The sequence below is a fragment of the Lysobacter sp. A286 genome, assembly GCF_054052105.1.
The window spans coordinates 49,512-66,391 of record NZ_JBSVRJ010000001.1; the positions used below are offsets into that span (position 1 = coordinate 49,512).

Below are 16,880 nucleotides of genomic sequence, written 5' to 3' on the forward strand. Positions count from 1 at the left end.
GTCGCCGATCTAGCTGTCTTGGTTCTAGCTGTCTTGTTCCGCCATGCGTACTTTCGCGCCGTCCTGCATCGCCTCCGGCGGGTCAAGCACGACGGTCTCTCCGGCGCTCAGGCCCGATATCACCTGGCGGTCCTCGCCCATCGCCCGCCCGGTTGCCAGTGTGCGCTGCACAACCGTGTCGTCGGGGTCGAGCACGAATGCCACGTCCAGGCCGTCGCGTTCCACAATGGCCGCCGCCGGCACGCGTACGCCCTGCGGTTGCTGCGAAGCGGGGTTTGGGGCCTGCAGGAAGCTCACCCGCACGCCCATTTCCGGCACGATCCGGTCATCCTGCTCGTTCAGCGCGACCCGCACTTTCACCGTCGCCTTGCCGCGGTCGGCGGTCGGCACGATCGCGATCACCTCGCCGGGAATCTTCCAGTCCGGATACGCGTTCAGCGTCGCCTCGACCGGCATCCCCGGCTTGACCCGGCCGATGTAGGCCTCGCCGACGTCGACCTCGACCTCCAGCGAATCCATGTCCACGATCGTGCCGATGCCGGTACGGGTGAAGCCGCCACCGGCCGACAGCGGAGAGATCATCTCGCCGGGCTGGGCGGCCTTGGCAATCACCACGCCGGCAAACGGCGCGCGCACCACGGTGTTGTCGACGCCGTTGTCGGCGATCGCGAGTTGGTCTACGGCGACCTGCGCCTGGCGCTGTGCGGTCAGCAGCTGCGCACGCAACGCATCGCGCTCGGCCACTGCCTGGTCGTACTGTGCTTGCGATACCAACTGCTGTTTGACCAGCGGACCCAGGCGGGTTGCACTGGCTTCGGCCTCGCGCAGACGGGCCCGGGCGCTACCAATCTGGCTGCGCGCCGCGCCAAGCTGGGCGGTGGCGAGCTCGCGCTGGGCGGCGGCATCGACCGGATCCAGCGTTGCCATCACCTCACCGGCCTCGACATGCTGGCCTTCCTCGATCAACACCTCACGCACCTTGCCGGTGATCTTGGACGAGACCGTCGCCATGCGCCGCGCGACCACGTAGCCGCTGGCATCGAGCACCGAGCTGGAAGCGCTGTTGCTGCCGATCGCCACCACCGGCGCGGTCTGTACTTCGATCCCGCTGTCGCGGCTCAATAGCCATGCGCCGATGGCCAATGCCGCCAGGGCAATGATCGCCAGCGCCACCCACAAACCGCGCCGCGATGGTGGCGGGGCGGCTTGGCGGTCGATGCGGAGTTCCTTCAGCAGTTCGGCGTTGGTAGTCATCGTGGGCCGTAGTGTTGGGGGAGTCGCTCCCTGCGACAGAAACAGCCTAAGCGGCCGCCGGGGCAGCGTCACGTGACGGTTGTCATGCGAATCGGGTGATCGTCGGGACTGCCGGCGCCGCCGCGCGCTGCCTATCGTGACTGCATCCCGCAAACAAGGGCGCACACGATGGATGATTGTCAGACAGAACTCGCCAGCCTGCGCGGTGTGCGCAAGCATTACGGCAAGGTGCTCGCCCTGGACGGGGTCGACCTGTCGCTGCAGCGCGGCCAGGTGCTTGCCCTGCTGGGCGCAAACGGCGCCGGCAAGAGCACCGCGATCGCGCTGCTGCTGGGCCTGTTGTCGGCCGATGCCGGCGAGGTCGCGCTGTTCGGGCAGTCGCCGCACCGGCTCGCCGCGCGCCGGCGCATCGGGGTGATGCTGCAGTCGGCCGGCATTCCCGACACCAGCACGGTCCGTGAACTGCTTGACCTCACCCGCAGCTATTACCCGCAGCCACGCAGCGTCGCCGAGTGCGTGGCGCTGGCCGGACTGGACGGCCTGCTGAAGCGACGTTACGGGCGGTTGTCCGGCGGCCAGCAACGCCGGGTGCAGTTTGCGCTGGCGGTGTGCGGCAATCCGCAGTTGCTGTTTCTCGACGAACCCACCACCGGGCTGGACATCGAGGCGAGGCAGATGCTGTGGCAGGCGATCCGCACGATGGTCGAAAGCGGCTGCGCCGTACTGCTGACCACCCACTATCTGGAAGAAGCCGAGGCCCTGGCCGATCGCGTGGCGGTGCTGCATCGCGGCCGGGTGATCGCCACCGGCGGCATGGACGAGATCCGCACGCATGTCGCGCAACGGCGCATCCGCTGCCTGTCGGCGCTGGACGCCGCGCGCATTGCCGGCTGGCCGCAGGTACGCAGCGCGCAACGCCGGGACGCGCACATCGAGATCATCACCGACGAAGCCGAGGCCGTAGTGCGCCGGCTGCTGGCCGATGATCCGGCGCTGGGCGGGCTGGAAGTCCAGCGCGCCGGACTCGCCGAAGCCTTCATCCATCTCACCCGCGACGAGGGTCACGCCGCGTCGTTATCCACTGCCGAGGCCGCATGATGAACCCCCTTGCATCCACCACGCCGTTCGCCGACCTCCCGCATCCGCCCTGGCGCAGCTACCTGCTGGAAGCGCGCTGCGAGTTCCGCCGCATGCTGCGCACGCCGTCGTTTGTGCTGCCGCTGCTGCTGTTCCCGGCGCTGTTCTACCTGCTGTTCGGGGTGGTGCTCAACCGCAGCGACGGCGGACAGGCGGCGCGGTATCTGCTCGCGACCTACGGCGTGTTCGGTGTCATGGGCACCGGCCTGTTCGGCTTCGGCGTGACGGTGGCGATGGAGCGCGATCGCGGTTTCATCGCCTACAAACGCGCGTTGCCGATGCCGCCGGGGGCGTACCTGTTCGCCAAGATGGTGATGGCGATGCTGTTCTCGGTGATGGTCTCGCTGCTGCTGGCCGTGCTCGCGGCGACGCTGGGCAAGGTGTCGCTGGAGGCGTCGCAATGGCTGTTGTTGTTCATCATCAACGTGATCGGGGTGCTGCCGTTCTGCGCGCTGGGCCTGTACATCGGCACGGTGGGCGGGCAGGGTTCGCCGGCCGTGCTCAATCTGATCTACCTGCCCATGGCGTTCCTGTCCGGATTATGGATGCCGCTGTCGATGCTGCCGCCGGTGTTGGGCGCCATCGCGCCGGTGTGGCCGTCCTGGCATCTGGCGCAGGTTGCGCTGAAGGTGATCGGCATGGACTCAGGTAGCGGATTGCTGCTGCATGTGGCGGTGCTGGCGGGCGTGACCATGGTGTTCTTCCTGCTTGCACAGCGCCGGCTGCGGCGGCACGGCTGATGCGGGATCATGGGGCCGTGATCACCCGGAGGCCTTCGTGATGTGGAACGCACTGCCCGCGTGGTTGTCGCCCGCGCCGGACTCGCTGGTGGCGATCGCACTGCAGCGCGGCAAATCGCCGTGGCTGCATGCGATTCACCTGCTGTGGTCGGTGTGGGTGTTCCTGACGCCGCTTTTTGGCGGCGGTTTCAGCTGGCAGTGGGCGGCGTTGACGCTGGCCTCGTACCCGCTGTTCCTGCTGCTGTTCGCGCTGACTCTGCTGATGCCACGGCGCACCGCGTACCGCCCGGCGCTGGGCATGGTCGCGCTGAGCATGGCGTTGTTACCGGTGTATCCGTCGGGGCTGAGCTACTTCATCTTCGGCTGCGTGATGCTGCACGGCAGCACCCGGACCATAATGGGCTACCTGGGCCAGTTGCTGCTGCTGAATGCCGCGTTCTGGGCGCTGGCCTGGTGGATCGGTTATCCGCTGCGGGTGATGATCTGGATCCCGGTGCTGACCTTCATCATCGGCATCATCGTCAACGTCGAACACATCAGCCAGGAGAAGGACGCAGCACTGAAGCTGTCCCACGACGAGGTGCGCCGGCTGGCCGCGACCGCCGAGCGTGAGCGCATCGGGCGCGATCTGCACGACCTGCTCGGCCATACCCTGTCGTTGATCACCTTGAAGCTGGAGCTGTCGCGCAAGCTGGCCGACCGCGACAGCGCGGTCTCGCGGCGCGAAGTGGAGGAAGCCGAACGCATCGCCCGCCATGCGCTGGCCGAAGTGCGCAGCGCGGTCACCGGCATCCGCGCCACCGACCTGGCGGCGGAGCTGGCATCGGCGCGACTGCTGCTGGAATCGTCCGGCGTGCATCTGGACTACGACGCGCCGCCCGGTCTGCCGCTGGAGATCGAGCGCGGGCTGTCGCTGGTGCTGCGCGAGGCGGTCACCAACATTGGCCGCCACGCCCATGCCAGCCAGGCACGGGTCCGGTTTGCGCTGGTCGATGGCGGCGTGCAACTGGACATCGCCGACAACGGCCGCGGTGGCGTCGTGCGCGAGGGCCGGGTGCGTGAAGGCAATGGCCTGAGCGGCATGCGCGAGCGGATTGCGGCGCTGGCCGGCACGCTGGAAGTGGAATCGTCCAAGGGCGACGGCACCTGCCTGCGGGTGTGCGTGCCGATGACGCCGTTGCGTGCCGCCGCTGCCGAATCACATGCGGATGACGGCACCAGCGCGGCCGGGACGGCTTTCGCGCCGGCGGCACGGGGCACGACAACCGGCATCAGCCTCGTGAATGCCGCGATCGCCGACCGCGGACGCAGCGCATGATCCGGATCCTGCTGGCCGAGGACCAGGCGATGGTGCGCGGCGCGTTGGCGGCCCTGCTCGGGCTTGAGCCCGACATAGACGTGCTCGGTGCGACCGCCGACGGTGAGAGTGCGTGGCGCGAGTTGCAACGCCTGCAGCCGGACGTGCTGGTCACCGATATCGAGATGCCGGGCCTGACCGGGCTGGAGCTGGCCCAGCGCATCCAGCGCCACGGGCTCCCGATCAAGGTGGTGATCGTGACCACGTTTGGCCGCGCCGGATTCCTGCGTCGGGCGCTGGACGCCGGCGTGGCGGGGTATCTGCTGAAGGACGCGCCGGCCGAAGATCTCGCCCAGGCGCTGCGCACGGTGCATCGCGGTGGCCGGGCGGTCGACCCGCAGTTGGCGCTGGATGCCTGGAGTGAGGCCGACCCGCTCAATGATCGCGAACGCCAGGTGCTGCGGCTGGCCGGCGAGGGCATGCCGGCCACCGACATCGCCGCGCAACTGCAGCTCTCGCACGGCACCGTGCGCAACTACCTGTCCGAGGCGATCGGCAAACTCGGTGCCGGCAACCGCATCGAGGCGTACCGCTCGGCGCGGCAGAAGGGCTGGCTATAACACCCGGCCGATCAGCGCCCGGTGTGGGCCTGCAACATCGCGAACGCGGCACGCAGCCCTTGCGCCTCGCCACCCGGCGGGTGGCCGGGACGGTCGGCGTCGTTCCAGCTGTAGACGTCCAGGTGGGCCCACTTCTGCCCGGCGGGGACGAAGCGCTCCAGGTACAACGCGGCGGTCACGCTGCCGGCCATCCTGGACGGGCCGGCGTTGGCGATGTCGGCGATGTCACTGGTCAGGTAGCGCCAGTACGGGCGCCACAACGGCATCCGCCACACCGGATCACGGTGCTGGCGGCCCGCTTCCAGCCACGCGTTGGCGAGCTCGTCATCGTTGCTGTACAGCGCCGGCAGGTCGGGCCCAAGCGCCACGCGGGCGGCACCGGTCAGGGTCGCGAAGTCGATCAGCAATTCCGGCGATTGCTCGCCGGCGTAAGCGAGCGCGTCGCCGAGGATCAGCCGGCCTTCGGCGTCGGTGTTGTCGATTTCCACGTTGATGCCGGTGCGGGTGCTGATCACCTCGCCGGGGCGGAAGGCATCGGGGCCAATGGCGTTTTCCACCGCCGCCACCAGCAGGGTGATCCGTAGTGGCAGCTTGCGCGCCATGATCCATTCGGCCAGTGCGATGGCGTGCGCCGCGCCGCCCATGTCTTTCTTCATGTTGCGCATGCCGGCGGAAGCCTTCAGGTCCAGGCCGCCGGTGTCGAAGCACACGCCCTTGCCGACCAGGGCCACGTGGGGATGCGACTGGTCGCCCCAGCGCAGCGCGATCAACCGGGGTGCGCGGTGGCTGGCGCGGCCGACGGCGTGGATCGCGGGGAAGTTCTGCTCCAGCAAGTCCTCGCCACTGACCACCTCGATGGCCGCGCCGTGGCGCTCGGCGATCTCGCAGGCGACCTGCTCCAGCTGGTCCGGGCCCATGTGCTCGGATGGCGTGTTGACCAGGTCGCGCACCCGCACGCAGGCGGCCAGCGCGTCATGCACCTGGGCATCGCCGTCGACCTGCAACAGCGCCGGTTGGCGCAGGGGCTGCTTGTAGCGGTTGAAACGGTAGGCGCCAAGCCCCCAGCCCAGTTGCAATGCGGCCAGGACGGCGGGCTCATGATCCCCGGCAAGGTGGAACGTGCGTACCGGCAACCCGAGTGGCAGGTGGCCATAGCTGGCCGGATCCAGTGGGTCGCCGATGCCCGCCACCGCCCCGGCGATCGTGCCATCGGTCCCCGGCAACACCAGCACCGTGCAGGGTGCGGCGTCGAAACCTTTAGCCGCCACCCAGCTACCGGTCTGCGCCGATTGCGTCGACAGCCAATCGGTCAGCTGACTGCGGTCGATGACATGCAGCGGGAGGGTGTCGGTGGCCGTGCTGGCATGGATGAAGCCGGTGGTTGCGCTCATGGGGAAATCGGGTCCTGGTGGTGCGCCGCGTCGAGCCAGTCGGCCAATGCGGCAAGGGTGGAAAATTCGAGGTCGGGCCGGATGTCGCTGCGCTGCCAGGACCGGGTCTTGCCAGAGGCATCGGGCCGGTTGATCCAGCAGGTACGCAGACCGGCGCGGTGGGCGCCAACGACGTCCATCCGGGGATCGTCACCGACATGCAATACGTATTGTGCCGCGACGCCAAGCTGGTCGCAGGCGGCGTGGAAGATGCTCGCTGCCGGCTTGGCCGCGCCATGCTCGCGTGCCCCCAACTGGAACGCGAACAGGTGCATCAGCCCGATCGTGTGCAAGCAGGCATTGCCGTTGCTGAGCGCGGCCAGGGGCAGTTTGGCCGCCAGTCGCTCCAACGCCGGTACGCTGTCGGCATAGTGGTCGACGTCGCAACGCGCGGCAAAGTAGGCGGCATACGCATCGGTGGCCAGATCGACATCCTCGCCTGCCAGCACCAGCATTCTTTCCAGCATCCACTGGCGCTGGGCGGTCATGTCATGGGCCAGGTGCGGCCGTTCGGTGTTGGCGACCTCGCGCAGTCGTTGGCGCTCGTCCAGCGGCCACATGCGGGCGGCGCGTGGTGCGTGCTTCACCAGCCAGGCGTCGAGCGCGAGTTCGGCACCGACGATTGCCGGCATGACCGGCCAGATCGTGTCGTCTAGATCAAGGGTAATGGCGTGGACCGGGAAGCTATTCAAGCAGCTTCGCCCAGCCTTCCAGGCCATCGATCCGGGCCAGCACGATCTTCACGCATACCAGCAGCGGTACCGCCAGCAGCAAGCCGATGATTCCCCACAGCGAGCCAAAGACCATCAGCGCAAGGATCAATACCAGGGGCGACAGCCGCATCTGCCGGCCGAGCACGACCGGCGTCAGGATCTGGCCTTCCAGGGTATGCAGGAACAGGTAGATGCCGGCTGGCAGCAACGACATCCACAACTCGTCAAAGGCGACGAACCCCATCATCAGCATGATGATGATGCCGATCAGCGGACCGACGTAGGGGGCGAAGTTGAGCACAGTGGCCATTGTCCCCCACAGCAGCGCTTCGGCCAGCGGCACCTGCAGCAGGTACAACGCGCCAGCCAGCGCCAGCCCGACGGCGATGTTGATCAAGCTGATGGTCAGCACGTAGCGCGAGATCTCCCGTTCCATGGATTGCATGATCTCCACGCTGACCCGCTTTTGCTGGCGCGTGGGCAGCAATGAAATCGCATTGCGTTGCAGGTTCTCGCCGTAGACCATGAAGAAGAACGTCAGCAGCACCACCGCCAGCCCCGATGCCAGCATCAACGGCGTTGTTGTCAGAGCCTTGTAGGGATTGTTGACTTCGGTGCGGACCACGCGCACCGGCTTGCCGTCACCGGTGTCGGTGGCCCGGGCGATATCGGCGGCAGCCTCGTTGGCGGCCTGCATCGGCTTGGTCATCTCGCGCAGCTTGGGTGCCAGCTGGCGCAGCTCGCGCGGGACCTGCCGGGCCCATTCGGAGGCCGGCTCGACCAATTGGACGCCCAGCGCGGCGGTGCCGGCCATGCCGCCCACCAGGACCAGCAGCGCCCCCAGCGCGCGCGGGATGTAGAGCCTGCGCAAGCCGCGAATGATCGGATTGCCAATCAGTGCGAAAAATACCGCCAGCAGGATCGGCAATACCACCGTTTGCGCCGCCCACAAGGTGAAGCCGACCGCGAGGATGGCCAGGATCATCAGGGCGGCCGATGCGCGTGGCCGCACGGACGACAGTGAGGGTTCGGCCGGATCGGGGTGGGCGCCGACGACCGTCGCGCCGGTGGCTGGCTCCGGTGAACCTGGCGCCGGTGTCTGGTTGGTCATGGTCCTGTGGCGCCGCCTGCCTGTCGCGCTGCCGCCGCGGCGCGCTCCAGGAAGTCGTGGGCGAGCCGCTCGCTTGCGGCAGCCGCAGTGTCCGGACCCGGGGTGGTTCCGGCCGCGACACCGACGGCCCGCTGCGCCGTCTGTTCGGCATCCTCGGCCGTCTGGCTGGCAGCGTTCGCCGTGGTACTGGCGAACAGGCCGGTCAGCAACGACACGATTCGCACCACGCCACCATTGCGGGCGGCGCTGCGCAATGGTTCGCCGCGACCCACCAGGAACCCGCCGGCCAGTCCGGCAATCACGATCCGTCCGGGTGTCCACGCCGACTTCCAGCTGTCCCTGAGCTGGCGCAAGTCGGCGCCGACGCGGCGCTCGTTCGCCTCCAGGGCGTTCTCGGCCTGCGTAACCTTGCTGATGAGTTTGTTGAAGCTCATGGCGCTGCAATCCCCTGCATGGTGCTTACTCCCGTCAGTGTGTTGCCATCGACGGTGTCATGGCGGAGTTACCGACACGCCTTGCCCATCCTTTGCCGGTTCGCCGCGGGGTCGGTCGTGGAGCCGCTGCCGGACGACCTCGCGCGCCGAGTCGGGCGATTCGGGATCGGGGGCGAAATCGGCCAGTTCACCGATCCCCAGCCGTGCCAACTGCCGTCGCGTGGCATGCAGCCGGGTATGTTCGAAATATCGCATGGCCATCCACGCGGCAATCGCGGTGACCGTCAGGCTGAATAGTGCCGAAATCAACAACGCCACCGCCCACGACATGCCCACCGGCCCCTTGAGCACGACCACCAGCGTGGTCATCAGCAGCAGCCACGCCGAGCCGCCAAAGGCGATGGCGACGCCTGTAAATGCCAGTGCCCGGCCCAACGCGCTGCGTGCCAGCGAGACGTCTGCGGCCACCAGTGAGCGTAGCGACTTGGCGGTAGCGCCGGCAGCGTCGAGGCTGGCCCGCCCGGTGAGTCCGAGCTGGCGGATCGCCTCCAGCAGGTCGGGCTCGACCTGATCGGGGTCGACATGATCCGAGTCGGCATCGTCCGCGCGTGCGTCGTCCTTTGCGGCGCGCGTGTGAAGCCGCTCCCGCATCGATTCGCGGGAAGCGTCGTCCATGGGAGGCGATTGCTGGTCGCCCGGCTCGGCGGTTCCGGACATGCCCCGGGGCTACCTGTCGTTGCTGCGGCCAAGCTTGGAGATGATCCAGCCGGCGGCAAAGGCAGCACCGAAGGAGGCGATCGGGCGTTCGCGGATCAACTCGGCGGCGCTGTCGATCAGGTCACGTCCCTTGTCCATCAGCACGTCGGCCTGCTCGCGCATCGCGTCGCCCGCTTGTTCCGCGGCGGCGATACCCGCCAGGGCGCTGTCGGCCATTTCCGACTTGATCTGGGCCCGGCCGAGCTTGAGCTCGTCGCCCGCAGCATTCGCGGCACCCTTGATGGCTTCGCCGCTGTCGTGCGCTGCCTGCTTCAGGTGGCTTCCGGCTTCGCCCAGATGGCTCTTGAAATTCTGCGATGACAGGCCGGGGTTCGGTGTGGTGTCGGTGGGGCTCATTCGGGTACTCCAGGGTTGGGGTGGTTGTCGGGTCACTGCATCGGCAGGATGCCACGCCGATTGCCGCGCACGATCTGCAGCGCCAACTGTGCCGGAGTCGGTGTGAAGCCCGCGCGGAAGCCAGACAGGTTGTCGAATTCTCCACTGCCGCTGGCCACCACGACATCGCCCACACGCAGGCCGTTGCGGGCCGCCCGGCTGCCGCCGGCAACCGACTCCACCCGCACCCCGGATATGCCCGACTGGCGCAGTCGCTCGGGCAGTTCGCTGAATACCGCGCCGCCCAAGCGCGGGTCCAGGTCCACCCCGGTCAACGTGGTCGGCTGTTCACGCAGGGTCGCGGTCACCTGCAATGGCTTGCCGTCGCGATGGATGCCCAGCACCACCTGGCTGCCGATTGCCTGCAAGCCCTCGAAATTGCGCAGCGCATCGCGGCTGTCGATCCGCTCATCGTTGGCCGAAAGGATCACATCCCCGGGCTGCAGCCCCGCGGCCGCGGCCGCCGAGCCCTCGAACACCCGGGTTACCAGCGCGCCACGAGGATCCTCCAGGTCCAGCGCTTCGGCCAGGCGCGCATCGACGTCCTGTGCATCCGCCCCGAAGGTTCCGCGGCGCACCTCGCCGGTGGTGACCAACTGGTTCATCACGTTGCGGGCCAGGTTGGCCGGGATCGCAAACCCGAGGCCGATGTTGCCCGCCATGCTGCCGCGCGGGTTGAAGCTGGCGGTGTTGATGCCGACCAGCTCGCCGCGCAGGTTGACCAGTGCGCCGCCGGAGTTGCCCGGATTGATGGACGCATCGGTCTGGATGAAGTTCTGGTAGCCCAGGCCCCGCAAGCCACTGCGTCCGACCGCGGAGACGATCCCGGAGGTGACGGTCTGGCCGATACCAAACGGGTTGCCGACCGCGACCACGAAATCGCCGACCCGCAAGTCGGCAGAATCGGCCAGCGCGACCTGCTGCAGGTCTTGTGCGGGGATCTTCATCACCGCCACGTCGGTATCCGGATCGGAGCCGACAAACTCGGCTTCCAGGGTGCGACCGTCGGCGAGCGTAACGGTGACCTGCTCGGCGCCCTCGATCACATGGTGGTTGGTCAACACCAATCCGCGCGCGGCATCGACGATGACCCCGGAACCCAGCGACCGCTCGATCCGCTCGCGCGGGACATGCGGGAACATCCGCTGGAACAGCGGGTCGTTCGCAAACGGACTGCGGATGCGCACCCGGTGTTTGGTCTGCACGCTGACCACGGCCGGGGTCACCTGTGCCAGCATCGGCGCCAGCGAGGGCAGGGGCTGGCCGGCCACCGCGGTTGGCAACGCCGCGACCGTTGGCGTTGCAATCGGCGCCGGCGCCACGGGTGACGCAAGCGCCGGGGCACGCGCGCCAAGCATGACCGCGGTGGCTACAAATCCGCCGAAACACGCCGCCAGGGCCAGCGCGAGCAGGGTTTTTGTCGAAGTCGCCATGGTCCGCATGCGGGTTCCTCAAACACGATATCGGCAGCAAGCGGCCAAGTGTGACGCAATCGCATTGAATCTTCGATAAAGTCCGCCCCTGGCGGTGTCAGGCGCGCTTTGCCAAGGGCCCACTACAGGGTTCCGTGTCGCAGAAGAAGCGTTGACTTGCCGCCGGTCCGGAGGTAGCTTGAACCTCCGCCTGGGACACAACATGTTGTGGTTTACCCAGCGCCAGCAACCCAAGCATTAGGGGTTAGCCATGTTCAGCACCCGACAAGAAATTCCATCAATATGCACTGCTGGCACGGTTGCCGCGGGCTCGGTGGCGTTGCCTGTCGGGCCCACGATCGCAAGTGCGAGCGCCCGCAACGGCGACCATCACCAGGAGACAAGGCAAGCATGAGTACGGTGCGCCTCGAGGCAGTGAATATCGACACCCCCAACAACGACCAGGCAGGCAGGGACGTGGCCAGAAAGGACATTCCGATGCAGTCGGCGTCCCTGGATATCTGGGACAAGAAGTACCGGCTGATGACCAAGGATGGCATGGCGGTTGATGCCGACATCGACGCCACCTATCGGCGCGTGGCCAAGGCCCTGGCCGGGACCGAGCCGACCGCCGAGTTGCAGCACTACTGGAACGAGCGTTTCACCTGGGCGCTGCGCCGCGGGGCGATCCCGGCCGGCCGCATCACCTCCAATGCCGGCGCGCTGGAACACAAGCCGGCGACCAGCACGATCAACTGCACCGTCTCGGGCACGATCGAAGACTCGATGGACGGCATCCTGGAGAAGGTCCACGAGGCCGGCCTCACGCTCAAGGCCGGTTGCGGCATCGGTTACGAGTTCTCGACCCTGCGCCCGCGCGGTGCGTTCGTGGCTGGCGCCGGTGCGTACACGTCCGGGCCGATGTCGTTCATGGATATCTACGACAAGATGTGTTTCACGGTGTCGTCCGCCGGCGGTCGCCGCGGCGCGCAGATGGGCACCTTCGACGTGTCGCACCCGGACGTGAAGGACTTCATCCGTGCCAAGCGCGAGGACGGTCGGCTGCGCCAGTTCAACCTGTCGCTGCTGATCACCGACGGCTTCATGGAAGCGGTGGCCGCCGACCACGACTGGCCGCTGGTGTTCCCGGTGCATGTCAAGGAAAAAGCCGAAGTCGACCTGGACGACGCCGCGCAGGTGGTATGGCGCGAGTGGCCGACCCATCGCAACTATGTCGTCCGCGACGACGGTCTGGTGGCCTGCAAGATCTACGGCCACATCAAGGCCCGTCACCTGTGGGACATGATCATGGTGTCCACCTACGACTACGCCGAGCCGGGCTTCATCCTGATCGACCGCGTCAACGAGATGAACAACAACTGGTGGTGCGAGGACATCCGCGCGACCAATCCTTGTGTGACCGCCGATACCTGGATCCAGACCTCTGCCGGGCCGCGCCAGGTGCAGGAGCTGGTCGGCCAGCGCTTCGAGGCGCGCGTCGATGGCGTTGATCATGCGACCACCGACGAAGGCTTCTTCCGCACCGCGACCAAGCCGGTGCTGGCGCTGCAGACCCGCGAGGGCCATCGGCTGCGCCTGACCGCCGACCACCGGGTACGCCGCGTGTCGCGCCTGACCCGATGGAGCGTCGACACCGAATGGTGCGCGGCCGGCGATCTGGTCGCCGGCGACCAGGTGTTGCTCAACGACCACCGAGGCAATGCCCAGTGGGCCGGCGAGCTCGACCAGGAGCGCGGCTACCTGCTCGGTCTGCTGGTCGGCGACGGCACCCTCAAGCCCGAAGCCGCGGTGCTGTCGGTGTGGTCCGCCGCGGCGCAGGCCAACGGGCCGGCCGCGCAGGTCGGCAGCGGTACCCGGGCGTTGATGCAGGAGGCCGAGCGTTGCGCGCGGACGCTGCCGCATCGCGCCGACTTCGCCGGCTGGTCAGCGGTGGCCGGGCGCAGCGAATGGCGGCTGAAGTCGGCCGCATTGCGCGACCTTGCCCACGACTTCGGCATGTCGGCCGCTGACAAGGCGATCACCCCGGCGCTCGAGCGGGCCTCCAGTGACGCCTACCGCGGCTTCCTGCGCGGGTTCTTCGATGCCGACGGCTCGGTGCAGGGCACGCAGGACAAGGGTGTCTCGGTACGGCTGGCGCAATCAGACTTGCCGCGGCTGGAAGCGGTGCAGCGCATGCTGCTGCGCTTGGGTGTGCCGTCCACCATCTATCGTGATCGTCGCGCGGCCGGCTCGGCAACGCTTCCTGATGGTCGCGGCGGCAGCGCCGAATACGCCACGCGTGCCCAGCATGAGCTGGTCATCAGCGGTGAGGCGCTGGCCCGGTATGCCGAGCTGATTGGTTTCGCCGACAGCAACAAGGCCGCGCGGTTGTCCGGCGCTTTGTCCGGCTACCGCCGCGCGCTCAACCGCTCGCGCTTCGTCGCGACTGTGGAGGCGCTCAGCGCTGACGGTATCGAAGACGTCTACGACGTACAGGTGCCCGGCATCAACACGTTCGATGGCAACGGCCTGCATGCGCACAATTGCGGCGAGCAGCCACTTCCCGCCTACGGCGCCTGCCTGCTGGGCTCGGTCAACCTGACCAAGTTCGTGCGCAACGCGTTCACCGACCAGGCGGCGTTCGATTGGGACGAGTACAAGGAAGTGGTGCGCGTGTTCACCCGCATGCTCGACAACGTGGTCGAGATCAACGGCCTGCCGCTGGAGAAACAGCGCAACGAGATCCTGCGCAAGCGCCGCCACGGCATGGGCTTCCTTGGTCTGGGTTCGACGGTGACCATGTTGCAGATGAAGTACGGCTCGGCCGAGTCGTGCGAATTCACCGAGCAGATCGCCCGCGAGATGGCGGTGGCCGGCTGGGAGATGGGCCTGGAGCTGGCGAAGGAGAAGGGCCCGGCGCCGATCATGGACGAGACCTTCAAGGTCGACGCGGAGATGCTGCGAAAGCGCCCGGAAATGGTCAGCGATGGCTGGAAGATCGGCCAGGACGTGGCGGGCAAGGTGTTGCATGCGAAGTACTCGCGCTACATGCAGCGCGTCGCCGAAGTCGCCCCGGAGTTGGTGGCCGAGCTGGCCGAGGTCGGTTCGCGCTTCACCCATCACAGCTCGATTGCCCCGACCGGCACCATCTCGCTGTCGCTGGCCAACAACGCCTCCAACGGCATCGAGCCCAGCTTCGCCCATCACTACAGCCGCAACGTGATCCGCGAGGGCAAGAAGTCCAAGGAGAAGGTCGACGTGTTTTCGTTCGAACTGCTGGCCTACCGCGCGTTGGTGAACCCGGCTGCGATGCCGTTCTCCGATGAGCCGGAAACGCGGCTGCCAGACTATTTCATCGCTGCCGACGACGTCACTCCCAAGCAGCACGTCGACGTCCAGGCCGCCGCGCAGAAGTGGGTCGACAGCTCGATCTCCAAGACCGCCAACGTCCCGACCGATTATCCGTACGAGGACTTCAAGGAGATCTACACCTACGCCCACGCGCAAGGTCTGAAGGGCTGCACCACGTTTCGCTTCAACCCGGCCGCCTTCCAGGGCGTGCTGGTCAAGGAAGCAGACTTGGAAAGCACCACCTACCGCTTCGAGCTGGAAGACGGAACCGTGGTGGAGGCCAAGGGCAACCAGGAGATTGAATACGATGGCGAAATGCACTCCGCTGCCAATCTGTTCGATGCCTTGAAGGAAGGGTATTACGGCAAGTTCTAGCGGGTGGTTGTGGATGCTGGCTGGTTGACGGGACGCGACACGAATTCATGGTGTCTTGCACCCGTCCCGGGTATACGATCGCGTGGCAACACGAGGTTCTAATGGGTTACCCGACAAGCCAGCAAGACGCCCGTCAGGAGGGCACATGAGCAACGGTAATGGAGTGACAAAAACCCTTTCCCAGGCAGCCGACACCGCAAGGCAAACCGCCGGCAATCTTGCCGCCACGGTGGCCACTACGGCCGAGGCGGCTGTGGCGAAGGTCCGTAGCAGCGCCAGCCGCGTACGCAAGGCCGCCAGCAGTGGCGTGGACAACACCAAGAAGAAGTTGGCCAAGGCCAGCGCCGAGGCAAAGAAGGAGGCGCTGGCACGCAGGTCCGCCTCGGGTAAAAAAGCGGCCACGAAGAAGGCAGCGTCAAAAAAGGCGCCAGTCAAGAAGGTAACCGCGAAGAAGGCGACCGCGAAGACGACCAGCAAACCTGTCGCAAAAAAAGCCGTGGCCAAGAAGGCTGTCGTCAAGAAGTCCGCCGTCAAGAAGGCGGCCGCAAAGAAATCGTCGGCCAGCAAGCCGGTCGCAAAGAAGTCGGCGACCAGCAAGGCTGCCGTCAAGAAGTCCGTCGCCAAGAAGGCGCCTGCGAAGAAAGCCACAACCAGGAAAGTCGTCGCCAGCAAAGCGCCAGCCACCAAAGCCGTCGTGAGCAAGAAGACCGCAGCACCCAGAACCACAGCAAAGAAACGATAAGCCGTGCCCGGCCTCTCCTCGCGGGAGGCCGGGCCGGATGTACCCGAACCAGGCAGCAACGCACCAGGAGTTGGCCGATGGCCATGAAGATCGAACATAAAATCACCGGTTACAGCGTCGTCACCGCCGATGAGAAGGCACAGGAGGTGGTGAAGTCCGATGCCGCCGCTCGCGAGGCGGCCAGCGCCGCAAAGCCAGGCACCAATGTCATCCAGATGCACGAGAAGATCGAGCGTCCCGAGACCCTCATCGGCTCGACCTACAAGCTCAAGACGCCGCTGTTCGAGCACGCGCTGTACGTGACCATCAACGACATCGTCCTCAACGCCGGCAACGAGCATGAGCAACGCCGCCCGTTCGAGATTTTCATCAACTCCAAGAACATGGACCACTTCCAGTGGATCGTGGCGCTGACCCGGATCATGTCCGCGGTGTTCCGCAAGGGCGGCGACGTGACCTTCCTGGTCGACGAGATGAAGGCGGTGTTCGACCCCAAGGGCGGCTACTTCAAGGCCGGTGGCGTCTACATGCCTTCCCTGGTCGCCGAGTTGGGCTGCATCGTCGAGGAGCACCTGAAATCGATCGGCCTGCTTCACGACCCGGAAATGAGTGACGAGCAACGCGCGATGATCGCCGAGAAGCGCGCCGCCTACGCCGCGCTCGACTCAAAAAAAAACTCTGACCTGAGCGCAAACGCCGGACACGACGCGGTCAGCGACGTCCCGGCACGCGATGACCACAGCGGCGAGCTGTTTCCCGAACCGCGCATCAGTGCCCCGGCGCGTGCCGAAGACGTCTCTGTCACCGGCGATGGCGGGGTGTCATTCCCGCCCACCGCATCGATGTGCCACAAATGCAGCGCCAAGGCGGTGGTGATCATGGATGGCTGCGCGACCTGCCTGAATTGCGGCTACTCCAAGTGCGGCTGAGCCAATAGCCGACGCGATGAAAAAGGGCCGCTTGTGTGATCAGCTCAAGGCGATCCCGAGCGAAGCCCTGCGGCCCTGAAGGGGGATGTCTAGGCAACTGTCGTCGTTCCCGCGAAGGCGGGAACCCAAGGACGTCAGGCGCGTGAACAGCAAGGTCGCTGGATCCCCGCTTTCGCGGGGATG

Annotated in this window: 15 protein-coding genes; 7 read left to right on the top strand and 8 right to left on the bottom strand. The window is 66.7% G+C overall.

From position 1 onward, the window contains the following. Positions 1 to 24 precede the first annotated feature (24 nt). Positions 25 to 1,254, bottom strand: a complete 1,230-nt coding sequence (locus tag ACW7G0_RS00240; protein WP_456986885.1) for an efflux RND transporter periplasmic adaptor subunit — start codon at positions 1,252 to 1,254, stop codon at positions 25 to 27. 168 nt (positions 1,255 to 1,422) lie between these two features. On the opposite strand from ACW7G0_RS00240, the gene ACW7G0_RS00245 reads away from it, so the two are divergent. The 4 genes from ACW7G0_RS00245 to ACW7G0_RS00260 are packed head-to-tail and all read left to right on the top strand — an operon-like array spanning position 1,423 to position 5,048. Then, positions 1,423 to 2,352, top strand: a complete 930-nt coding sequence (locus tag ACW7G0_RS00245; protein ID WP_456986887.1) for an ABC transporter ATP-binding protein — start codon at positions 1,423 to 1,425, stop codon at positions 2,350 to 2,352. After that, complete coding sequence (locus tag ACW7G0_RS00250; RefSeq protein ID WP_456989396.1) at positions 2,352 to 3,131, top strand: ABC transporter permease; 780 nt, start codon at positions 2,352 to 2,354, stop codon at positions 3,129 to 3,131. The genes ACW7G0_RS00245 and ACW7G0_RS00250 overlap by 1 nt, the downstream gene beginning before the upstream one ends. A 40-nt stretch (positions 3,132 to 3,171) precedes the next feature. Then, a complete protein-coding gene (locus ACW7G0_RS00255; RefSeq protein ID WP_456989397.1) occupies positions 3,172 to 4,449 on the top strand; it encodes a sensor histidine kinase in 1,278 nt (425 codons plus the stop codon). Then, positions 4,446 to 5,048 (top strand): response regulator, encoded by a 603-nt coding sequence (locus tag ACW7G0_RS00260; RefSeq protein WP_456962530.1) that lies wholly within the window; start codon positions 4,446 to 4,448, stop codon positions 5,046 to 5,048. Before ACW7G0_RS00255 ends, ACW7G0_RS00260 begins: the two co-directional genes overlap by 4 nt. A gap of 11 nt (positions 5,049 to 5,059) precedes the next feature. Here ACW7G0_RS00260 and ACW7G0_RS00265 read toward each other — a convergent pair whose 3' ends face one another. From ACW7G0_RS00265 to ACW7G0_RS00295, 7 genes are read right to left on the bottom strand one after another with little or no spacing between them, the layout of a single operon-like run. After that, the gene (locus ACW7G0_RS00265) at positions 5,060 to 6,439 is read right to left on the bottom strand and encodes a leucyl aminopeptidase family protein (RefSeq protein WP_456986889.1); all 1,380 of its coding nucleotides are present in this window, start codon (positions 6,437 to 6,439) and stop codon (positions 5,060 to 5,062) included. After that, a complete protein-coding gene (locus ACW7G0_RS00270) occupies positions 6,436 to 7,170 on the bottom strand; it encodes an HAD family hydrolase (RefSeq protein ID WP_456986891.1) in 735 nt (244 codons plus the stop codon). The genes ACW7G0_RS00265 and ACW7G0_RS00270 overlap by 4 nt, the downstream gene beginning before the upstream one ends. Beyond that, on the bottom strand, positions 7,163 to 8,302 hold the full coding sequence (locus ACW7G0_RS00275) for an AI-2E family transporter (RefSeq protein WP_456986892.1): 1,140 nt from the start codon (positions 8,300 to 8,302) through the stop codon (positions 7,163 to 7,165). The genes ACW7G0_RS00270 and ACW7G0_RS00275 overlap by 8 nt, the downstream gene beginning before the upstream one ends. After that, complete coding sequence (locus ACW7G0_RS00280; protein ID WP_456986894.1) at positions 8,299 to 8,736, bottom strand: hypothetical protein; 438 nt, start codon at positions 8,734 to 8,736, stop codon at positions 8,299 to 8,301. Before ACW7G0_RS00280 ends, ACW7G0_RS00275 begins: the two co-directional genes overlap by 4 nt. Positions 8,737 to 8,793: 57 nt before the next feature. Then, a complete protein-coding gene (locus ACW7G0_RS00285; RefSeq protein ID WP_456986895.1) occupies positions 8,794 to 9,453 on the bottom strand; it encodes a phage holin family protein in 660 nt (219 codons plus the stop codon). Between the two features lie 9 nt (positions 9,454 to 9,462). Then, positions 9,463 to 9,849, bottom strand: a complete 387-nt coding sequence (locus ACW7G0_RS00290) for a hypothetical protein (RefSeq protein WP_456962524.1) — start codon at positions 9,847 to 9,849, stop codon at positions 9,463 to 9,465. Positions 9,850 to 9,881: 32 nt separating this feature from the next. After that, positions 9,882 to 11,321 (bottom strand): Do family serine endopeptidase, encoded by a 1,440-nt coding sequence (locus ACW7G0_RS00295; protein WP_456986897.1) that lies wholly within the window; start codon positions 11,319 to 11,321, stop codon positions 9,882 to 9,884. A 390-nt stretch (positions 11,322 to 11,711) separates the two neighbouring features. Here ACW7G0_RS00295 and ACW7G0_RS00300 point away from each other — a divergent pair, with 390 nt between their 5' ends. From ACW7G0_RS00300 to ACW7G0_RS00310, 3 genes are all read left to right on the top strand, one after another. Further along, positions 11,712 to 15,026 carry an LAGLIDADG family homing endonuclease gene (locus ACW7G0_RS00300; protein ID WP_456986898.1) on the top strand — a complete coding sequence of 1,105 codons (3,315 nt, stop codon included), beginning with the start codon at positions 11,712 to 11,714 and terminating at the stop codon, positions 15,024 to 15,026. A 145-nt stretch (positions 15,027 to 15,171) separates the two neighbouring features. Next, positions 15,172 to 15,768, top strand: a complete 597-nt coding sequence (locus tag ACW7G0_RS00305) for a histone H1-like repetitive region-containing protein (RefSeq protein WP_456986900.1) — start codon at positions 15,172 to 15,174, stop codon at positions 15,766 to 15,768. Between the two features lie 77 nt (positions 15,769 to 15,845). Beyond that, positions 15,846 to 16,697, top strand: coding sequence for a TSCPD domain-containing protein (locus tag ACW7G0_RS00310; protein WP_456962520.1), 852 nt, complete (start codon positions 15,846 to 15,848; stop codon positions 16,695 to 16,697). The last annotated feature ends 183 nt before the right edge of the window (positions 16,698 to 16,880 follow it).